Annotated in this window: 14 protein-coding genes, 1 tRNA gene and 1 pseudogene; 3 read left to right on the forward strand and 13 right to left on the reverse strand. The window is 36.2% G+C overall.

Annotated elements, in window-relative coordinates; all coding sequences use genetic code 11:
- Nucleotides 1-27: 27 nt before the first annotated feature.
- The 6 genes from lipA to rpsD all read right to left on the reverse strand — a co-directional run bounded on the left by lipA (nt 28) and on the right by rpsD (nt 2957).
- Nucleotides 28-891, reverse strand: a complete 864-nt coding sequence (lipA, locus tag AAGD87_RS04330) for a lipoyl synthase (protein WP_264339352.1) — start codon at nt 889-891, stop codon at nt 28-30.
- Nucleotides 884-1198 carry a 50S ribosomal protein L28 gene (gene rpmB / locus AAGD87_RS04335; protein ID WP_006279619.1) on the reverse strand — a complete coding sequence of 105 codons (315 nt, stop codon included), beginning with the start codon at nt 1196-1198 and terminating at the stop codon, nt 884-886. Before rpmB ends, lipA begins: the two co-directional genes overlap by 8 nt.
- A gap of 37 nt (nt 1199-1235) precedes the next feature.
- Entirely contained in the window at nt 1236-1577 is a 342-nt protein-coding gene (locus AAGD87_RS04340; RefSeq protein ID WP_010082513.1) for a DUF721 domain-containing protein, read from the reverse strand.
- A 438-nt stretch (nt 1578-2015) separates the two neighbouring features.
- Nucleotides 2016-2216: a Fe-S cluster assembly protein IscX gene (gene iscX, locus AAGD87_RS04345; protein ID WP_007552114.1), complete on the reverse strand. Its 201-nt coding sequence runs from the start codon at nt 2214-2216 to the stop codon at nt 2016-2018.
- 30 nt (nt 2217-2246) lie between these two features.
- Nucleotides 2247-2333: transfer RNA gene (locus AAGD87_RS04350), tRNA-Leu, on the reverse strand.
- A gap of 9 nt (nt 2334-2342) precedes the next feature.
- Nucleotides 2343-2957 carry a 30S ribosomal protein S4 gene (gene rpsD, locus AAGD87_RS04355; RefSeq protein WP_341817416.1) on the reverse strand — a complete coding sequence of 205 codons (615 nt, stop codon included), beginning with the start codon at nt 2955-2957 and terminating at the stop codon, nt 2343-2345.
- A gap of 113 nt (nt 2958-3070) precedes the next feature.
- Between rpsD and tkt the strand changes: the two genes are divergently transcribed.
- Entirely contained in the window at nt 3071-5122 is a 2052-nt protein-coding gene (gene tkt, locus AAGD87_RS04360; RefSeq protein WP_338481528.1) for a transketolase, read from the forward strand.
- Nucleotides 5123-5381: 259 nt separating this feature from the next.
- Here the strand turns inward: tkt and AAGD87_RS04365 are convergent, their stop codons facing one another.
- The 4 genes from AAGD87_RS04365 to AAGD87_RS04380 all read right to left on the reverse strand — a co-directional run bounded on the left by AAGD87_RS04365 (nt 5382) and on the right by AAGD87_RS04380 (nt 10023).
- Complete coding sequence (locus AAGD87_RS04365) at nt 5382-6446, reverse strand: ankyrin repeat domain-containing protein (RefSeq protein ID WP_341817799.1); 1065 nt, start codon at nt 6444-6446, stop codon at nt 5382-5384.
- A complete protein-coding gene (locus tag AAGD87_RS04370; protein WP_264339347.1) occupies nt 6447-7727 on the reverse strand; it encodes an ankyrin repeat domain-containing protein in 1281 nt (426 codons plus the stop codon). It lies immediately after the preceding gene.
- Between the two features lie 133 nt (nt 7728-7860).
- A complete protein-coding gene (locus AAGD87_RS04375) occupies nt 7861-9024 on the reverse strand; it encodes a multidrug effflux MFS transporter (protein WP_264339590.1) in 1164 nt (387 codons plus the stop codon).
- 183 nt (nt 9025-9207) lie between these two features.
- Complete coding sequence (locus AAGD87_RS04380; protein ID WP_338481530.1) at nt 9208-10023, reverse strand: hypothetical protein; 816 nt, start codon at nt 10021-10023, stop codon at nt 9208-9210.
- 206 nt (nt 10024-10229) lie between these two features.
- Here AAGD87_RS04380 and AAGD87_RS04385 point away from each other — a divergent pair.
- Nucleotides 10230-11539, forward strand: a pseudogene (locus AAGD87_RS04385) (IS4 family transposase).
- Here AAGD87_RS04385 and AAGD87_RS04390 read toward each other — a convergent pair.
- The gene (locus tag AAGD87_RS04390; RefSeq protein ID WP_341817417.1) at nt 11526-14729 is read right to left on the reverse strand and encodes a glycoside hydrolase TIM-barrel-like domain-containing protein; all 3204 of its coding nucleotides are present in this window, start codon (nt 14727-14729) and stop codon (nt 11526-11528) included. The pseudogene AAGD87_RS04385 and the gene AAGD87_RS04390 overlap by 14 nt on opposite strands.
- Nucleotides 14730-15082: 353 nt before the next feature.
- Nucleotides 15083-15640 carry a dCTP deaminase gene (dcd, locus tag AAGD87_RS04395; protein WP_006280485.1) on the reverse strand — a complete coding sequence of 186 codons (558 nt, stop codon included), beginning with the start codon at nt 15638-15640 and terminating at the stop codon, nt 15083-15085.
- A 140-nt stretch (nt 15641-15780) separates the two neighbouring features.
- Here dcd and AAGD87_RS04400 point away from each other — a divergent pair, with 140 nt between their 5' ends.
- A complete protein-coding gene (locus AAGD87_RS04400; RefSeq protein WP_264339338.1) occupies nt 15781-16797 on the forward strand; it encodes a substrate-binding domain-containing protein in 1017 nt (338 codons plus the stop codon).
- 79 nt (nt 16798-16876) lie between these two features.
- Here AAGD87_RS04400 and AAGD87_RS04405 read toward each other — a convergent pair whose 3' ends face one another.
- The gene (locus AAGD87_RS04405; protein WP_341817418.1) at nt 16877-18115 is read right to left on the reverse strand and encodes a hypothetical protein; all 1239 of its coding nucleotides are present in this window, start codon (nt 18113-18115) and stop codon (nt 16877-16879) included.
- Nucleotides 18116-18195 lie beyond the last annotated feature (80 nt).

The following is an 18195-nucleotide window of genomic DNA, read 5'->3' on the forward strand; positions in this document are numbered from 1 at the left end:
AAAAATTAATTTGAATTAACACAAATGTCAACGACAGGCCTTGAGCCTGTTAAAATCTTCTTCAGCGTGGTATGATGACCGAGTTAGTGGGCTTGATGCAACCACTAGGAACCCTTTGGAGTAAGCGATATATTTATAATGCTCAAACTCTTCTGGGGTAACATATCTATCAAGTTTTGCATGTTTTGGAGTTGGTTGTAGATATTGACCAATTGTAATAAAATCAACCTCAGCACTGCGCAAATCGTCCATAACCTGAAATATTTCCTCTTTTGTTTCTCCAAGACCAACCATAAGCCCCGACTTTGTGAAAACTTTAGGATTAATCTGCTTTACCATCTTCAGCAAATATAGTGAATGAAAATAGCGAGCTCGTGGTCTTATTTTTGCATACAATCTCGGCACTGTTTCAATATTGTGGTTATAGACATCAGGTGATGCAACAGCGATTGCTTCAAATGCTCCTTTCTTATTTAAAAAATCAGGAGTTAAAATCTCTATTGTTGTTTCTGAAGTTATCTTTCTAATTTCTTCTATGCACTGTATAAACTGATTTGCGCCACCATCTGGCAAATCATCACGATCAACGGAAGTAATGACAACATGTTTTAAGTTTAACTTTTTTATCGCTTTTGCTAAATTTTCTGGCTCATGAGGGTCTAGTTTATCAGGAATGCCAGTTGCAACGTTGCAAAATGCACAAGCACGAGTGCAAACAGAACCAAGAATCATCACAGTAGCATGACGTTTATTCCAACATTCACCAATATTTGGACATGCAGCCTCTTCGCACACTGTATGCAAGTTATGCAGTTTAACGATGTTTAAGGTCTCATTGAATACTTCACCGGTCGGAGCTTTTGCTCTGAGCCATGGAGGCTTACTATGCATCTGAAACTGCTAACTCTACCTCTTGCTTTACTAAAACTTTTTTCAACCTTCTTTTTATCTTCTGCGCTTTCTCACTTAGTTTAATCGTTCTTGTGTTGAGCAAAAAAGCATCTAAATCACCTTTGTAATCTATAGTTCTCAAAGTTCTTGTTGCCACACGAAATCTAAACTTTTTATTCAATATATCACTTGTTAACGTAACCTTATGTAAATTTAAAAGAAAGGTACGCTTTGTTTTACGATTCGAATGTGATACCTTATTACCAAAAGATTTTTTTCTATTTGTTAATTCACAAACTCTACTCACTTCAATATACCAAATTATTCTATGTACTTAGATTACCTTATATAGTCAAATAGTCAATACTCTCTTGCTTAATTTTTATACCATATACTGCTTTATAACCAAAAAATATCGTAATTTTTTCTATTATAAGAGAAATCATATGCTGAATTTCCAATGCTTTGCTGCCATTTGTTACTACCAAATGCAACACACCCGAATTTATATTCTGTGCATATGAGATCTTTTTCGGTTTTGTACACTCTGCTATTTCTTTCCCTACTATATTTCGCCAGTTTAAAATAAGACGTATTTCATTTTTACTAATCTTATTTTTCATGCATTTTAATGCATAGTTTTCAATTATAGACTTTAATTTTTTTGGACCGCTACGTTTGAGCATTTTTCTGTTTTTTTAGTAGGTAGATAATATAAAAGTATACATATAACTTGAGATTTTGTCATTACTGCTACATGTTTGTGAGATACCGTGACGGTATGACCATAATCGTCACTCCGCAACGCATATTGCATAGTCGTCATTCCGCGGCGTGTTCGCGGAATCTAGCTCTGGTCACGCTACTTAGATGACAACCTGCTAACTGCTTTACAAACCTCTAGCCTCACACCGTAAAAGCAGTATTTTTATGCAAAACTTATCTCAACGTAGCACTTGTCAAGATCGTTCCATTCAAAAATTTTTGTTTTGCCTCATAATTAACCTTATAGCTGTTTTAATTGTAATTAGTTAAATGATTATTAACTTGCCAGGCTAGATCCAAAAAATAGCATAATCAATATGCAAATTGTAATAGAAATCACGTTTGCGTATGGTTTATTGCTATGCGGTTAATCTTTCCTCAATCCAAGCTGCTTGAATAGCTTCGAGTATTTTTTCGTTACAGCGTTTTTCATCATCATCAAATTCCTCTAAACTCAAGACCTTTTTTTTAAGCTCAGTGAATCTGATACTAATTATATTCTCATTTGGAAATTTTTCCTCCAGAGCTTCCACAATATCTTCTATATCAAGCCATTTCATACTTTTTTGTATTTATCTGCTAAGTTAAATTGGTGCCCATGGGGAGACTTGAACTCCCAAGGTCGCAAAACCCACGGATTTTAAGTCCGCTGCGTCTACCGATTCCGCCACACGGGCTTTTTTTATCTATCTAGAGTAAAACTCTACTACTAAATTGACTTCCATGTCTGCTGAATAAGGAACCTCAGAATATTGAGGTGACCTCAAATACTTCACTGAATGCTCTTTACTATCTGCTTCTAAATAATCCGGAGCCTTGCGCTCTTGTTTTTGTTCAGCCTCTACTACTACAGGGATTTTTGCTGCCCTTTCTCTTATTTTTATTATATCACCTGGCTTCACTCGATAACTCGATATGTTAACCAACTTATCATTAACTGTAACGTGCTTGTGAGATATGAGCTGCTTTGCTGAGTAAATTGTTGGAACAAGACCAGAGTGGTATAAAACAGAACTTAATCTCGATTCTAAGATACCGATAAAATTATCAGCCGTATAACCCTTTCTGTTATAAGCATCTAAAAATGTACGTCTGAGCTGCTTACTTGAAATCGCATAGTAAAACTTAAATTTCTTATGCGCAGCAAACTGCTTACCAAAGTCGGATAACTTCTTGAATCCAAGAATACCATGTTGACCTGGAGGGTATTTCCTTTTGTTTACTGGGTCTTTAGCTCTACCCCATAAATTTACACCAAGTCTACGGCTAATCCTATACTTTCTAGTGATAACAGTTGTCATATAAAAACTCTCACGATTTAACTTTAGATTATTAAGGATTTTAGCACTCAGTGTCAACTTGTTTTTGCTGATATAATCTTTTATACTTCATTTTTAAGTTTTTCTATTAACACATGAATCATTCACATTTAAAATCTATGGCAAACGCCATCCGTTTTTTATCAATTGATGCAGTACAAAAAGCAAACTCTGGACACCCAGGTATGCCACTTGGCATGGCAGATGTTGCAACTGTTTTGTTTGCTAAATATCTGAATCATAATCCTGATGATTCTAAATGGTTCAATAGAGATCGCTTTGTTTTATCAAACGGTCATGGGTCAATGTTACTATATTCAATATTATATTTGACAGGTTATATCGGTATAGATGAGCTAAAAAACTTTAGGCAAATGAGATCCAAGACCCCAGGTCATCCAGAGTTTGGCTTGACTTCCGGAGTAGAGGCAACAACAGGCCCGCTCGGTCAGGGGTTTGCCACTGCTGTTGGCATGGCACTTGCTGAATCGATTCTTAAAGAACAATTTGGAGATAGCTTAATTAATCACTACACTTACGTGATGCTAGGGGATGGCTGTCTTATGGAAGGAATAAGCCATGAAGCAGCATCACTTGCTGGGCATCTTAAATTGAATAAGCTTATAGCTCTTTTTGATGATAATGATATTTCTATAGATGGCGCTACTTGCCTTTCCTGTTCTGACGATGTAGAGAAACGCTTCTTAGCGTATGGATGGAATGTTGACAAAATTGATGGCCATGATTTTGATGCCATATCCCTTGCAATAGAGCAAGCAAAAAAGTCTGATAAACCTACAATGATCTGCTGCAAAACTATTATCGGAAAATTTTCAAGCCGTGCTGGCACATCCTCTGCTCACAGTGGTGCTTTTTCGGAGGAAGACATAAAACAGATGAGAGAGAAATTAAACTGGAATTATGAACCATTCCATGTACCAGAAGATGTGAAAAATGCCTGGAAGAAAACTGTTGAGAGAGCAAAACAAAACTACACGATGTCATTCCAGCGCGTGACCAGGAAAGAAGAAAAAGAATGGATCCCAGTGTCAAGCACTGGGATGACAGAAGAGAATGCTGGGATGACAGGGTATCATGCAGAACTTCAAAGACGGTTAGATAAACATCTACCAGATAATATCGCTGGTGTTTTAGCTGACCTGAAGAAACAAATATGTGAGCTAATGCCAAACGAAGCTACTCGATCTTCTTTCGGCAGAGTAATGGAACTTTTAACTGAGTCTATGCCGGAATTAATCGGCGGTTCTGCTGATCTTACTGGGTCAAATTGCACTAAATATAAGCACATGCAGGTAATAAATAGCAATAATTATAGTGGCTCTTATGTCCACTATGGAGTGAGAGAGCACGCTATGGCAGCTTGTATGAATGGTATGGCACTTCACGGCGCGATTCTTCCTTATGGCGGCACTTTTTTGGTATTTTCCGACTATTGTCGTCCTGCTATACGTCTTTCAGCTCTGATGAAGCAGCAGGTTATGTATGTCATGACTCACGACTCAATTGGAGTGGGAGAAGATGGCCCAACTCATCAGCCAATAGAGCATTTAGCCTCTTTGCGTGCTATACCAAATCTATATGTTTTTAGGCCAGCCGATGCAGTTGAAACTCTAGAGTGTGTTAGCATTGCACTCGAAAAAAAAGAATCACCTGCACTGTTTGCGCTCTCAAGGCAAAACGTAAGTTACATGCGCAAGTTCTACTCTGATATCGATCAATCTGCTAATTTATCGAAGTTTGGTGCATATATTTTGTGTGAATGTTCAAAAGAATTAAAAGTGACGATATTTGCTACGGGGTCCGAGGTTGAAATTGCAGTTGAAGCAAGGGAGAAATTGCAGGAAAAGGGTATAGGTACAAGGATTGTTTCTATGCCATGCTGGAGGCTTTTTGACGAGCAAAGCGATGAATATAAAGCGGCAATATTAAATAATGACAGCATTAAAGTTGCAATTGAAGCCGGAAGTGAAATGGGTTGGCATAAATACATAGGTTCAAACGGTATATTTATTGGCATGAAAAGCTTCGGAGAATCAGCACCTTATAAAACACTCTATGAGCATTTTAATATCAGTGCTGATCACGTAGTAAAATGTGTGTGTGAGAAACTGGTTTATATTCAGTAGACTTCTTGCATAACCATATGAAAGCCCACTCTTCTTTGTCATTCCAGCGCGTGACGTTATTTCCATCCAAGATGGTGTCATTCCAGTGCTCCTTTTTTTGTCATCCCAGTGCGTGACACTGGGATCTAGCCTTTATTATTTGGTTGAAATTAAGTCTTCTGGATCCCAATGTCAGCTACTTTCATGACATCATCATAAAGTAAAATGAGATCCCAGTGTCAAGCACTGGGATGACACCTTTTCCGGTAGAAGATCACTATCAAATCACATTGCTCTGGTCATTATGATCACCATTATTTTGTTCAACTGATTGATCGACCCCAGGTGAAGAAGAATCATCATAAGGTTGTGTGTCAGACTTTTCTTCGTCAGACCCAAACAACCATGAAAAAAAACCACCAAAAAATGATGCAACTAATGAAAAAGGCTTCATAAGTATACTAAACAAACTACCAAAAAAAGAGCTCGGCTGTTCTTCTGTTTGTGCAGGTTCTGTGGAAGCAACAGGACCTACATCGTTGTCTTGTACATCAGTTCCTTGTTCTGCACTGGTGGTGCTGGTTTTTTCCCCTTCTTTGCTATTATCTGATTGTAGTTCAGTATCATCACCTACTCGTTTTTCTTCCTCTTGACCCCCTTCACTATCTGTCGATGATCCACCCGCTGAACCATCATCAGATTTTTCTGCTGGTTGCAATAGAGTTTTTATTCCTTCATCAGTGGCTAATTTGAAAGGAGTATTTCCATCTTCATTTTCTATATTAACATCTGCTCCTTTTTCTATTAAGAATTTTACTGTTTCCGCAGAGGCGTTTGCTGGACGATATGCATAACCCATAAACATTTTATTTTTTGTAGTAAAATGTAAAGGAGTCCATAGATCGTTATCTTGTATATTAACATTCGCTCCTTTTTCTAATAAAAGTTCTGCTATATCCGTATAACCTTCTCTAGCAGCCCAATGCAAAAGAGTATGTCCATATGAATCTACTGCATCAGCATTTGCTCCCTTGTTTAATAAAGCTTTAACTATATCTTTATGGCTACTATTGTCATTATATTCCATCATACTCTGAAGAAGTGATTCCATTACTGTATCAACCTTTGCTCCACTATTTAATAAAACTTCAGTTGCATCTTTATGACCATAGAAAGCAGCTTTAAACAAAGGAACCATTCCATTTTTATCTGCTATATTAACATCTGCTCCTGCTTTTATTAGGGCGTCTACTATTTCTTTATGGCCACTTGCAGCAGCTTCATGTAAAGGAGTTTTTCCATTGCTGTCTATTGAATTAACGTTTACTTTTTTACTTAATAGAATTTAAACTTCCTTATAATTATCACTTTTAACGGCTGAATACAAAGCTTCGATATCCTTTTGCGTTTCTTCTAGAATTTTTACTATATGTTGCCTGCCTTGTTGAGAGGCAAGCTTTAAAGGAATGCTGTCAGTATTATCTAGTGGAGTAACACAAATTCCTTTTGCTTCTAATAGAACTGTTACTATTTTCTTATCGTAACTTTTAGCAGCTTCATGTAAAGCAGTCCTTCCATTTTCATTTGCTATATTAACATTGATCCCTTTTGCTTCTAATAGAGCTTCTATTATACTTGTATCGAGTGGTTGCGTTTTGTTGGCTTTTTCAACAGCAACATGTAAAAGAGCGCGTCCATTTTCAGACTGTGCATTAACATCTGCTTTGTTATCAATTAAAAGCGAGACCATATCTTTGTCTCCTTTGACAATAGCATGCCGTAAAGGAGTAAATCTGTTTCCATCTAAAGCATTAACATCTGCTCCTTCACTTATTAGACGCTTTAATCCATCAATATCACCTCTTTTAACAGCCTCAAATAAAGCAGCATTTTGTGGAACTTGGCTTTCTTCTTCATCATTTTGCAATACTGGACTAGCATCATCAGATTCTTCTGCGGGTTGCAATAGAGTTTTTATTCCGTCATCACCGGCTAAATTTAAGGGAGTATTTTCCCCTTCATCTTTTGCATTAACATTTGCCCCTTTTTCCAATAGATCTTTTACTATCTCTGCATGGCCATTTTCAGCAGCCCGATGTAAAGGAGTCTTTCCATTTTGATCTGTTATATTAACACTTGCCCCTTTGTCCAATAGGGCTTCTACTACCTCTTTATGGCCATGTGCAGCAGCAAAATGTAAAGGAGTACCTTCATATTTATCTTGTGCATTAACATCGATCCCATTTACTTTCAGTAGGGCTTCTACTACTTCTTGATGGCCCTCTTCAGCAGCCCTATGTAAAGGAGTGCTGTTATGTTCATCTATTGCATTAACATTTGCCCTATTATTTAGTAAAACTTCTACTACCTCTTTACGGCCCTCTTCAGCAGCTCGATGTAGAGGAGTCATATTTGCAAATCCTACTGCATTAACATTTGCCCCATTATCCAATAGATCTTTTACTATCTCTGCATAGCCATTTCCAGCAGCATAATGTAAAAGAGTGTTGTTATGTACATCTACTGCATTAACATCTGCTCCTTCACTTATTAGACGGTTTACTGCATCAATATCACCTCTTTCAACAGCCTTAAAAAAATTATCTCTACTTTGTGAACTACTCATCCTACACCTCTTTGTAAAACTATATTGTTATAATAAAGCCGTTAATAATCTATGAGCTCTCACCCCCTGTAAAATTATATTATCATGATAAAGTCATTAATAACCCATGAGCTCTGGATCACGCAAATAATGGTTATTCCCTGTGTTTTTCAGTACATTTGAGCTGGCTGTACATAAGAATTGCAATTGTAGAGCATGCTATTGTTAATAGTAAATTTGGTAAAATACCATAGCGAAAAAATTTTCCTACTATATATATTCCAATAGCCCCAAACATCATATTGCAGAATGAGAGAACTGCACTACCAAGCCCTATACCTTTGATCGTTTCTAAAGCAGAAGTTACGTTATTGCTTATTATTAATGCAAGTCCGATATTGGCTGGAATCCAGGCGACTTGAAGAATTAATATATTCAACTTGTCCGCGAAATAAAAATATACCAATAAACTATCGGATATTATCGGTAACACCAAACCTATTATTAGCATTTTGCTAACCCCTACTTTTGGTACATACCTTCTATTAATTAAAGTTCCAATTATGTAGAATATGACTATGATCGATATGAGGTAGCCAAAATACTGTACTTCAATGCCCATCGATTCAAATATGAACGGGTAGTTAGCAATGTATGCCCAAAGCCACATGAAAGTTAATCCATGAATGGCTGAAAACCCAAGGAAACGATAATTTCTAAATATTGATATATATTGCTTGAAGATATTAGTAGTTATGTTAGTTATACTGGTTTCATTTTTATTTACAGTGAGTGTTTCTTGTAACTTAAAGTAGATAAAAATAAGTATAGCAATTGCTGCAAGTGATATAATAAAAAACAAAAATTTCCAATGATACCCATGTGAAATTATATAACTGCCCACCACTGGAGCTATTCCAGGTGAGAGTGCCACAACCATATTTAATTTTGAAATGACTCTCGAGTATTCACTACCCGAGTACATATCCCTTATTGCTGCATACCCAACAACACCTGCAACACCAGCCCCTGTTCCTTGTATGAAGCGAATTAGTATCAAGAGCGCAATGCTGTCGGCTATATAACACATGACACTTGCCAAAGTAAAAATTGTCATACCAATCAGCATCATTGGACGCCTACCATAATGGTCCGATAATGGACCATAAATTAATCCAGACACCGCAAATCCAACTAGATTCAAGCTAATTGTAAGCTGCACTACACTGCCTTCTACTTTAAAATAATTGGCAATGCTTGGTAGTGCAACTGAGTATAGGTCAGTTGCCATATCGACAATTGCTACAGACAATATCATAATAAGAGAGATGATATTTTGCGAAAGAGCTGTTTTCACTTAATGATTTATTGGTAAATATACTTAATTATAATGTATTTTTTTCATTAGTATAAGTACAATGTTACATAGTAAACGATGTCATTCGAGTAGCGGACACTGAAATCTTAAGCTAAAATCATGAAAAGCACGAATTTCAATATCTTACCTTTGATTATTCACTTTAAGCTTTAAGTCTTCAACAGAAGATGCATTTGCCTCACTTACTACCTTTAGTGGTTCACCAAGGCTATGTTCCACTTTTGTCTCAAATTTAAAGCCCAATTTTTCGCAAAGCTTCTGAAAATATTCAACAATAACATCAAACAAATTCTTACCACTTACTTTGTAGTTTTTTAGCTCTTTAGGAATGGTAAGAAGTACTTTACCATCTTCATATGTTACATTTTTATCTTCACATTTCAGTTTAAACTCCGCTGAACTGCAAAAACCTGGTGTTTCGATATATGTATAATCATCATAGTTAAGCATTTTTGTATATTTCATGCTAAAACTAAGCTTTATACAATTGGGTTCACGACAATCCATAATATACTCTCTTGTCATACAGTTGCCTTGCGTTGACAAATGAAAAGATCCAAGAGCTTGATTCATATCATTAGGAAGAAAATGAGTATATCCGCCCTGATAATAGTTATTTATTAACTCCTCAATAATAGAGTTATTGGGAATTGTTGCACCAACGTGTTTAAACATTTCTGTAAAAATTTGTCTGAGAAATGGACGATAATTCCCTTTTCCGTTTTCATCCCGTAGAATTAGATTTTTATGGTTTGAATACAGATTGTTAATAAATTCGTTAGTTATTTTTTGTCCGTTAATAGCAAGGCCGTGTGTTCTATTAAGATCCTTATATGTTCCCTCACCAGAAATTACTTCGTCCCAAGTGTTAGCTTTGAAATCAGCATATTTGAGCTTCTTCACTTCAGCTTTCAACGCATTGACCATTTCCTTTGACATGTTATATCTCTACCATTAATACCTGTATATTAATTCTAGCACTTACTTTATTAAATTTCAATTACTAAATGAATTTATCACTTTCACTTCCGTATTTTCCAGCGAGTCACCGTAAGCATACGCGTCAAGTTAAGGAAATAAAGGTATGAAAGAGATAGAATAATAAGGTATAAGTTCTCCCAGATATACTTTTAGTGAGAGAACCAATGAATAAAATAACTTGCTTATCAAAAAAGCTCAAAGAATTTTTTAATGAAAAAGCAGAGAAAATCTCAATTACAACAAGGTTTATAAAAAGAAAGAGAAAGCTAAAAGGTTCATCATTCGTAAAAGCCATGGTCTTGGGTAATATAGGAGTTGATAATTGTAGCGTAGAAACAATGTGTCAATTACTAAACGAGGACTCGATAGATATAACAAAACAAGGTTTGGATTTTAGATTTACTGAAGAAGCAGTGGAATTTATGAAAAGGATGTATAATGAATCTGTGATTCTCTTTAAAAATATCTTGCAAGTTGATTGCAAAATCTTACAGCAATTTAATAGTGTTAAATTATTGGACAGTAGCTATATTACTCTACCTAACAGTATGGAAGAGATGTATAAAGGTTATGGTACTAGCTACAGTGGCTATGAAAGCAATACTAAGTCTGGAATAAAGTTACAATTAGTTTTCGACTACATGAATCAGATAATAGACCAACTTAATTTAACGGAGGGGGTAAGATCAGACCAGGGATATAGGAAACATTTAAGTAATATATTAAGCAATGATTTGCTAATATCTGATCTCGGTTATTTTGTGCCAAGTTCTTTTAAACAAATCAATGAAATAGGAGCTTATTTCATAAGTCGTCGATACCAACATATATGATGTAGAAACAAATCAAAAAATGGAGTTATTAGAATGTTGAGAGGATAAGTTATTTTTAGAAAACGAGGTATTGTTAGGAAAAGAAGCAAAAATTAGAGTAAGAATTATATGTCAGAAACTAACTGAAGAACAGTCTATGGGCAGAAGAAGGAAAGCTAATAGATTAGCAAGATCGCAGATCCTCTAAAAGAAATCAAAAATTGTTGAACTGGTCAATATTTATAACTAATGTTCCAGAAAATAAAATTAGTGCTGAGCAAGTATTAACGATTTACAGAGTAAGGTGGCAAATTGAGTTATTATTTAAATTGTATAAAAGCCATATCAGGCTTGATAAGCTAAAAGGAAAGCCATGCAGAGTATTATGTGAACTATATGCTAAATTGTGCGCAATTCTTATATTTCACGGCATAGTTGGTTGCACAGAAGTGAAAAAGAATACAGAACTTAGCTTAACAAAGGCATTTATTGAGCTAAAAAGGCGGGTTAGAGAGTTATTTTTAGTATTAACCAAAATTAATAGTTTAAAAGCATTTCTTAAAAAACTCACTATAACTTGGTCGCGATTTTCATTAAAAGACAAACGTAGAAGGGCTAGAGTATCCACTTTAACCTCTCTAAATTTGCTCACAATCTCTTAACTTGACGCGTATGGTCACCGTAAGTCACTGCTTTTAGGTAAAACTTTTTCCCCATTTGCACTTCGAAAGATATTATTGAATCATCAAGTAGAACAAATTTTTCACCTGTGGCATGATCATATTCTTTAGTATCTTCTTGTCCTCTGATTAGGTTGCTAAGCTTATATTTATTTTTATCTATAAGTTCAGCATTCTGGAATTTTATTACCTCTTTTCCAACCAGTGCTAAATTTGAGTTCGCAATTGAAGTTATGTTTCCAAAACGTAACACTACTATAAGCCCCTCGTCGGTAGATTCCATTACATATCCGTAAGTAGACTGCTTATTTGTGCTTGCGATAGGCTTATAATCCTTATCGTTGTACGAAATAAAGAGCGTTGCTCCCTTCCAATTCCTTTCCTCACCAATTAAAGTAAAGCTTGCAATATTACCTTTAACATGCGGTAAATCTATCATTTCTGCGATGGTTTTGCTGATATGAGAAGGAGGGTATTCCTTCAGCATAAGAGACCTTGTTGAAGGAAAAGAAAGCTTATATATGGAGCTGTCATAACCAACACCACTTACTTGAATGGACATGCTTTCAAATTTTGTTTTTATAATTCTCACCGTATGCTTTTTCTCACCGTCTAAAATCGTCATTACATCACTTGGCGCAAGCCACGCATATCTTATCGGCAGCTTGAAATTGTATATATTTCTCTCTTGCCACGAAGAATAAAGTAAAACCTCAGCTATATTTTGCGCCTCTCCCTCCTCCATAATGAGCGGTATTTCAACTGTTATAGCAGTGCCTTGCTTTGGCAACTCAGCATATTTAACATCAATTGGATAGCCAAAATTGCGATTAAAATAAACGACGTTAACTTTATTGTTTAAATCCAGTTGACTAATATTAACAAGTTGCATTTGCTTTGAATTGTTACTGAAAACCGTTTCACCAATTGGCATTACAGTTGTAACTCCCCTGCCCTTTTGAACAAATTTCAGTTTAGAGTCCTGTTCAACCACATCAAAAAAATAGCAACTTTGCAGCATTTTAATAATAGAACGTACGGGTTGCTGGTCGTTTATCACATACCCAGACAATAACCCTTTGACGTTGCTTGTATCGAACTGATCGCTTTTTAAACCTGCTTTTTGTAATAGATCCGATAAAACATCGGAAATATTAAGCTGTGAAAGCTTTCCCTGAATCCAATGTCCTGTCTGCCAATTATGGCAGTCAGTCCACATATCACATAAATTGGGAAAGTAAGGAAATGGCCTTGCATCCCACGCCCAGAGAAACATTTTTTCTACCATTTCCGAGCTTTGCCACTTTTTTAACGTTCCTTCAATTGCAATTTTTTGCGAAAGAAAGCTCACCTCTCCGTTTGAATATCGTGGATATTTGCTCTCTATGCTGCCTTTGTAAACAAACACATTTGGTTCATTAGTGCAGCCGTTCATACTGGGAAATCCATATTCAGTAAACCATATTTTTTTCATTTTTGGTTGCCATTTTGTTTTGCTACCACCTGGATTTATGTGAGTTTCACTCCACCATTTCTCTATATTTTTCCACGCATACCTGCTGTCGTTATACTTTACTTTTTCAGGCTCACTTTTTGAGTAATCATAGAAATAATCATACCCCACTCCACTGCTCCAACCACCCATTACATCTTCCGCAGAATAGCCAAAAGGAGGCTCTGGACCATCAGTCAGTGGAAAATAAGCATCTATGCCAATAACGTCGATGTACTCTGAAGACCAAAGCTCATCCATATTATACCAACCATCATATGAATGGTATTCGCTCCAATCCGCAGCGTAAGTTACCGTTACTTCTTTTCCAAGCTGAAGTTTTATTCGCTTTGCAAGCTTAACTAGCTCTATAACGGCAGGGTAATTACCTTGTTCATCTCTAATTTTGGTAAGCCGCACAAGTTCAGAACCGATGATAAACCCTTCCACTTTAGTTTGTTTGGCAATGCTTGCATAATGCTCTATAAATTTGTTATATTGATTCTCAAAAAAATCACTTATATCCCCAGGAGTCCCGCTCAATTTTCCTCGCCACTCTTTGTTCTTTGTGTCAAGCAAGGGCATTGGATAGAGCATCACCTTGTAGCCTCTGCTGCGTAACTCTTCTATGTATCTTATCAACGCTGCATCACTAACTGTGCCACCATACCTTGGGTTTCCACTCGCATCTTTTGAAATTAGCTGAGCATTATCTCTGGTTACACCCCCTACTTGCCAATCATCAGGTAATATTGCGGAATCATCTTGAAATTCAACTGCAGGATATATTTTACAATCTTTAATGTTCAGATCATTCACAAACCAATTGACTACTACCGATACCCACTCAACATTTGGTAAATCTCCCTTTAATTGATCCAAAGAAAGCATTGCATCGCTCTTTTTAGTGTGGTTGTTGTGATTTACCCTTTGCGCCAGCCCATATGGGATATATTGGTTGCTGCTTATTTTCTCTTGCGCGATTTTCTTCTGTATTTTTGTATCATATACAAACTCACCTGAACCTGGTATGATATTGATATTCCGAATATTTTCCGCTATTGAAAACCCAACGGGCTTTAATGCAGTTTGCACTTCAAACGTAAATACCGGAACATGATTATTATAGTCTGCTAAAGGAAAATTCTTGATGACTATGTAAGATATTCCCCTATAAGCCGGCACATTCCCCTCTCCTTCAATTGATGACATAAATGGATCAGGATTTTGGTCTTCTCTGCCGCTGTAAAAAGTATAATCTATTTCATCAAAGCTAAGTGATGTTGTATCTGCCCAGATTCTGTTTAATTTTTCTACTTTCCCCTTGCAGATCGCAATTGCAAGCGTTGCATAGTAATTATATGTAACGTTCATACCTCTTCCAATTTTACTTTTGGTGGTTATCGCCTCTTCTTTTATTGGCTGCGCCCAAATAATGTTCCCTGCAACACGAGCAGTGCCATAGATAATTGGAATTGTTCTGCCATAGGTTGAGGTTTGAACTTGCAGATTTTTTAGCCTCGCACCATGCGTTACTTTTTGCTCGGCATCAAGGCCAAACATCGCACCATCAAGCTGCGCACCAAGAAGAGCACCGAGTTCTGAGCCGATAATCTGGCCAATTGGCCCAAAAATGCTGCCTGCTTGACCAAAAATTGATGATAAAATTATTGTAGACATAATGATCCTCCTTTTTGTTTCTATAGCTAATGTAGGCTCTACGTCATGCCGCAGCGGATAGATCCCGCTAACAAGCAGCGGGATGACGAGCTTATCGTTATGCCGCCGCGAACCGTCATACCGCGATTCATTCGCGGTATCTCTTAGCATAGATTCCGCTAACTAGTAGCGGAATGACGAATTTGTCATTTTACAGCCACTTGGATGACAATTTGCTACTAAATAGTAGCAAATTCAATAATTTACAATAAATAATTGAAGTTTTTAATTAAGAAAAGCACATGATGTAGCTATAATCATTGTAAGCAACAATGAAAAAGTACGGAAGTGAAAAATTACCACTCTCATGGCAATCACTTCACCAGCGGCAAAGTGATACCATGCTGATTCATATATTTTCCTTTCATATCATCATATGATTTCTCGCATTCACTTTCGCCGCTTAAAAATACGAATTGGCATGCGCCTTCATTAGCGTAAATTTTCGCAGGAAGCGGAGTGGTGTTTGAGAATTCGAGTGTGACATGACCTTCCCATCCAGGTTCTAAGGGAGTAACGTTTACTATAATTCCACACCTTGCGTAAGTTGATTTACCAACACAAATGACCAGTACATTCCTTGGTATACGAAAATATTCCACTGTACTTGCAAGTACGAAACTATTTGGTGGAATTATGCATACATCTGTTTCCTTATCTATAAAACTATTCTCAGAAAAATTTTTAGGGTCCACGATAGCTGAATTAACGTTAGTAAAAATTTTAAATTTATTATCCACTCTTGCATCGTAACCATAAGATGATAGTCCGAAAGATATAACACCTTTGCTGCTTTTGTGATTCACAAAAGGCTCTATCATTCCAAAATTTTCAGCTTTTTCTCTTATCCATTTATCTGGCATAACTGCCATAATTGCCCCTTAAAGTTGTGTAATACTTACAATAATATAAAATAAAATTTAAATGTAAACTGTAGCTTTTGTCATGCAATTAAAGCTTTTCAGTTTGATTTTTGTTATAATAATTAGATTTATGTTCTTAACTAAAAATAATGCTTAGAAACTTTCTCCTGATTTTTGTATTCGTATTATTCACGCCGCTATCAAATGCTGATGCCAGGAAATACATCAGAATTGTTGGATCTTCAACTGTTTTTCCTTTTATCTCGTTTATAGCCGAAGAGTTCAACCGTGTATTCTCCTTTAAGACTCCAGTTGTGGAATCGATAGGAAGTGGATCAGGATTCAAAATGTTTTGCTCAGGAATAGGGGAAGACACTCCAGACATCACCACTTCATCTCGCCCTATGAAGGAAGTAGAAAGAGAACTATGTAAAAGGAATAAAATTAATGAAGTGATAGAAATCATCATTGGCTATGATGGAGTTGTCATTGCAAATTCAAATCAAAGCCATAGATTTGATTTCACAAAGAAGGACTTATTTGAAACTTTATCTGCATATTCTCAAGAAAATGATAAATTAGTAAAAAATAATAAGAAGTTTTGGTCTGATGTAAATCAAGCCTTACCAAAAACAGAAATTGAAATTTATGGTCCACATCAAAATACAGGCACATACGAAACTTTGGTTAATTCTATTATGCTTGATCAATATTCATGCATGAACTCGAGAATTTTCAAAGAGAATTATAAAGATCAGGAAGAAAGAAAGCAAGCATGTGGTAATATAAGGGATGACGGAAGGTATATAGAAGTTGGAATTAATGAAAACATAATAATACAAAAATTGAAAAGTAACAAGAACGCTTTAGGGATATTTAGTTTTAGCTTTTTAATGAGGAATCAAGATAAAATACAAGGGAGCACAATTGCAGGAATTGAGCCAACTTACGAAAATATATCATCGGGAAAATATATATTAGCAAGACCTCTATACCTTTATATAAAGAAAGAACACCTGGATACTGTTGATGGATTAAGAGAATTCATAAAAGAAATTATAGATTCGATCAGCATTGAAGATGGGTACCTATCTAGGCTTGGTCTAATTCCACTTTCAAGTGAAGATATAAAGAAAGCTTCAGCAAAGGTTTATGATATAACGTGACGGCAACGTTTCTTTTATATTCTTTGTTCTAGCGTAGTCAGACCCAGCGCGCCGCGCTGGGATGACAATGGATTACTAATTAGACAGTTCTGCGTTGTTGCAACACCCCAGAAACAACCGGGTCCGAGCTTTTCGTATTTGGGCTTTCTGATTTCTCACAAACTCCTCCAATATAAGCTAGTACAGCCAATGCTGAAACTGCTAAAACTTCTAAAACTAATGCAACTACAGGATATGCCAGCACATAGGCTGCAATAGCACCAACTACGCATAGTCCAACAACGCCCAGAGCGATCTTCCCTTTGTGTTCACTCCAGAAGTTTGTATCGTTTTTTTCTGGGGTTTTGTTGTCTGCAGTTGGTGCAGAGTTTACGGTGTTTTGATCTAGATCAGTGTCATCTATAAAGTTAAGATCATCATTCTCAGACGGATCCTGATTGATTTCTTGTGAAAATCGAGTCGCATACTCTTTATCCCATGCTATCTGATCATCAGTCTTGGCATTATCTAGTTCATTTTTACTAAGTTTTTCCTCAAATTCTTGAATCAAATCTTGAAAGCATTGCTCACCTACTCCAGGTATTTTAGCAAAACGTTTTTGTGCACATGTAAGTTTATCCATTACATAGTTATTTCCATTGGGCTCGAACCCAAGGAGCCCTGGAGAAGCAGCATCAAACATTAATTTAAAGCTTTCTTTTATCTTTTCCACATCTTCTTGGTTCAATTCTTCACTATATTCAACTTTCAGAGGATAAACTAAAAGGGCATCTACTCTTCCACTACTCCAATATACCTCTCGCTCTAAAACCCTTTCTACATCTTCACCACAATTCTCTAATGCTGCTTTAACTTGATCAATATCAAGGTTTTCTATTGCTTCTTGTAAGTTGGAATCAAGATCCATTACCCACTTGTGATCTTCTATTTTTTGAATAACTTTTCCAAGAACAGGTCCGTTATTAGAATCGTTGGTCCTTTCTTGCAGGCCTCTAAGCATATTTATTGTGTTAACACTATCACCTCCTGCTAGATCGTATTCTGTATTACACAAAAAATCACGAGTTTTTTGATCAGCTTCCTTCCAAATTTGTTCAATGATCTCTACTTGAGCTTTAATTGTAATGCTACAACACATAACAAAATCTAAAATGGTACCTTTGTCACTAGTCAAAGTCCCCTCGTGGCTCAAAACTGCTTGTATATCATTATGTTCATTATTGTCGAGTACGTTCTGGACTTCCTGAAAATTGCCATTCCAGACTGCCTGTCTTAATGAATCTAGAATTTCTTCTTGTGCATTAGTTAATTCAACCATATCTTACCTCTAATAAAAATTTAATTATCACACATATTTACAAGTAAATCAAGCATACTGTTAATAACTGTTAATAAAGG

Source organism: Wolbachia endosymbiont (group A) of Pherbina coryleti, assembly GCF_964026875.1.
Lineage (GTDB): Bacteria > Pseudomonadota > Alphaproteobacteria > Rickettsiales > Anaplasmataceae > Wolbachia > Wolbachia pipientis.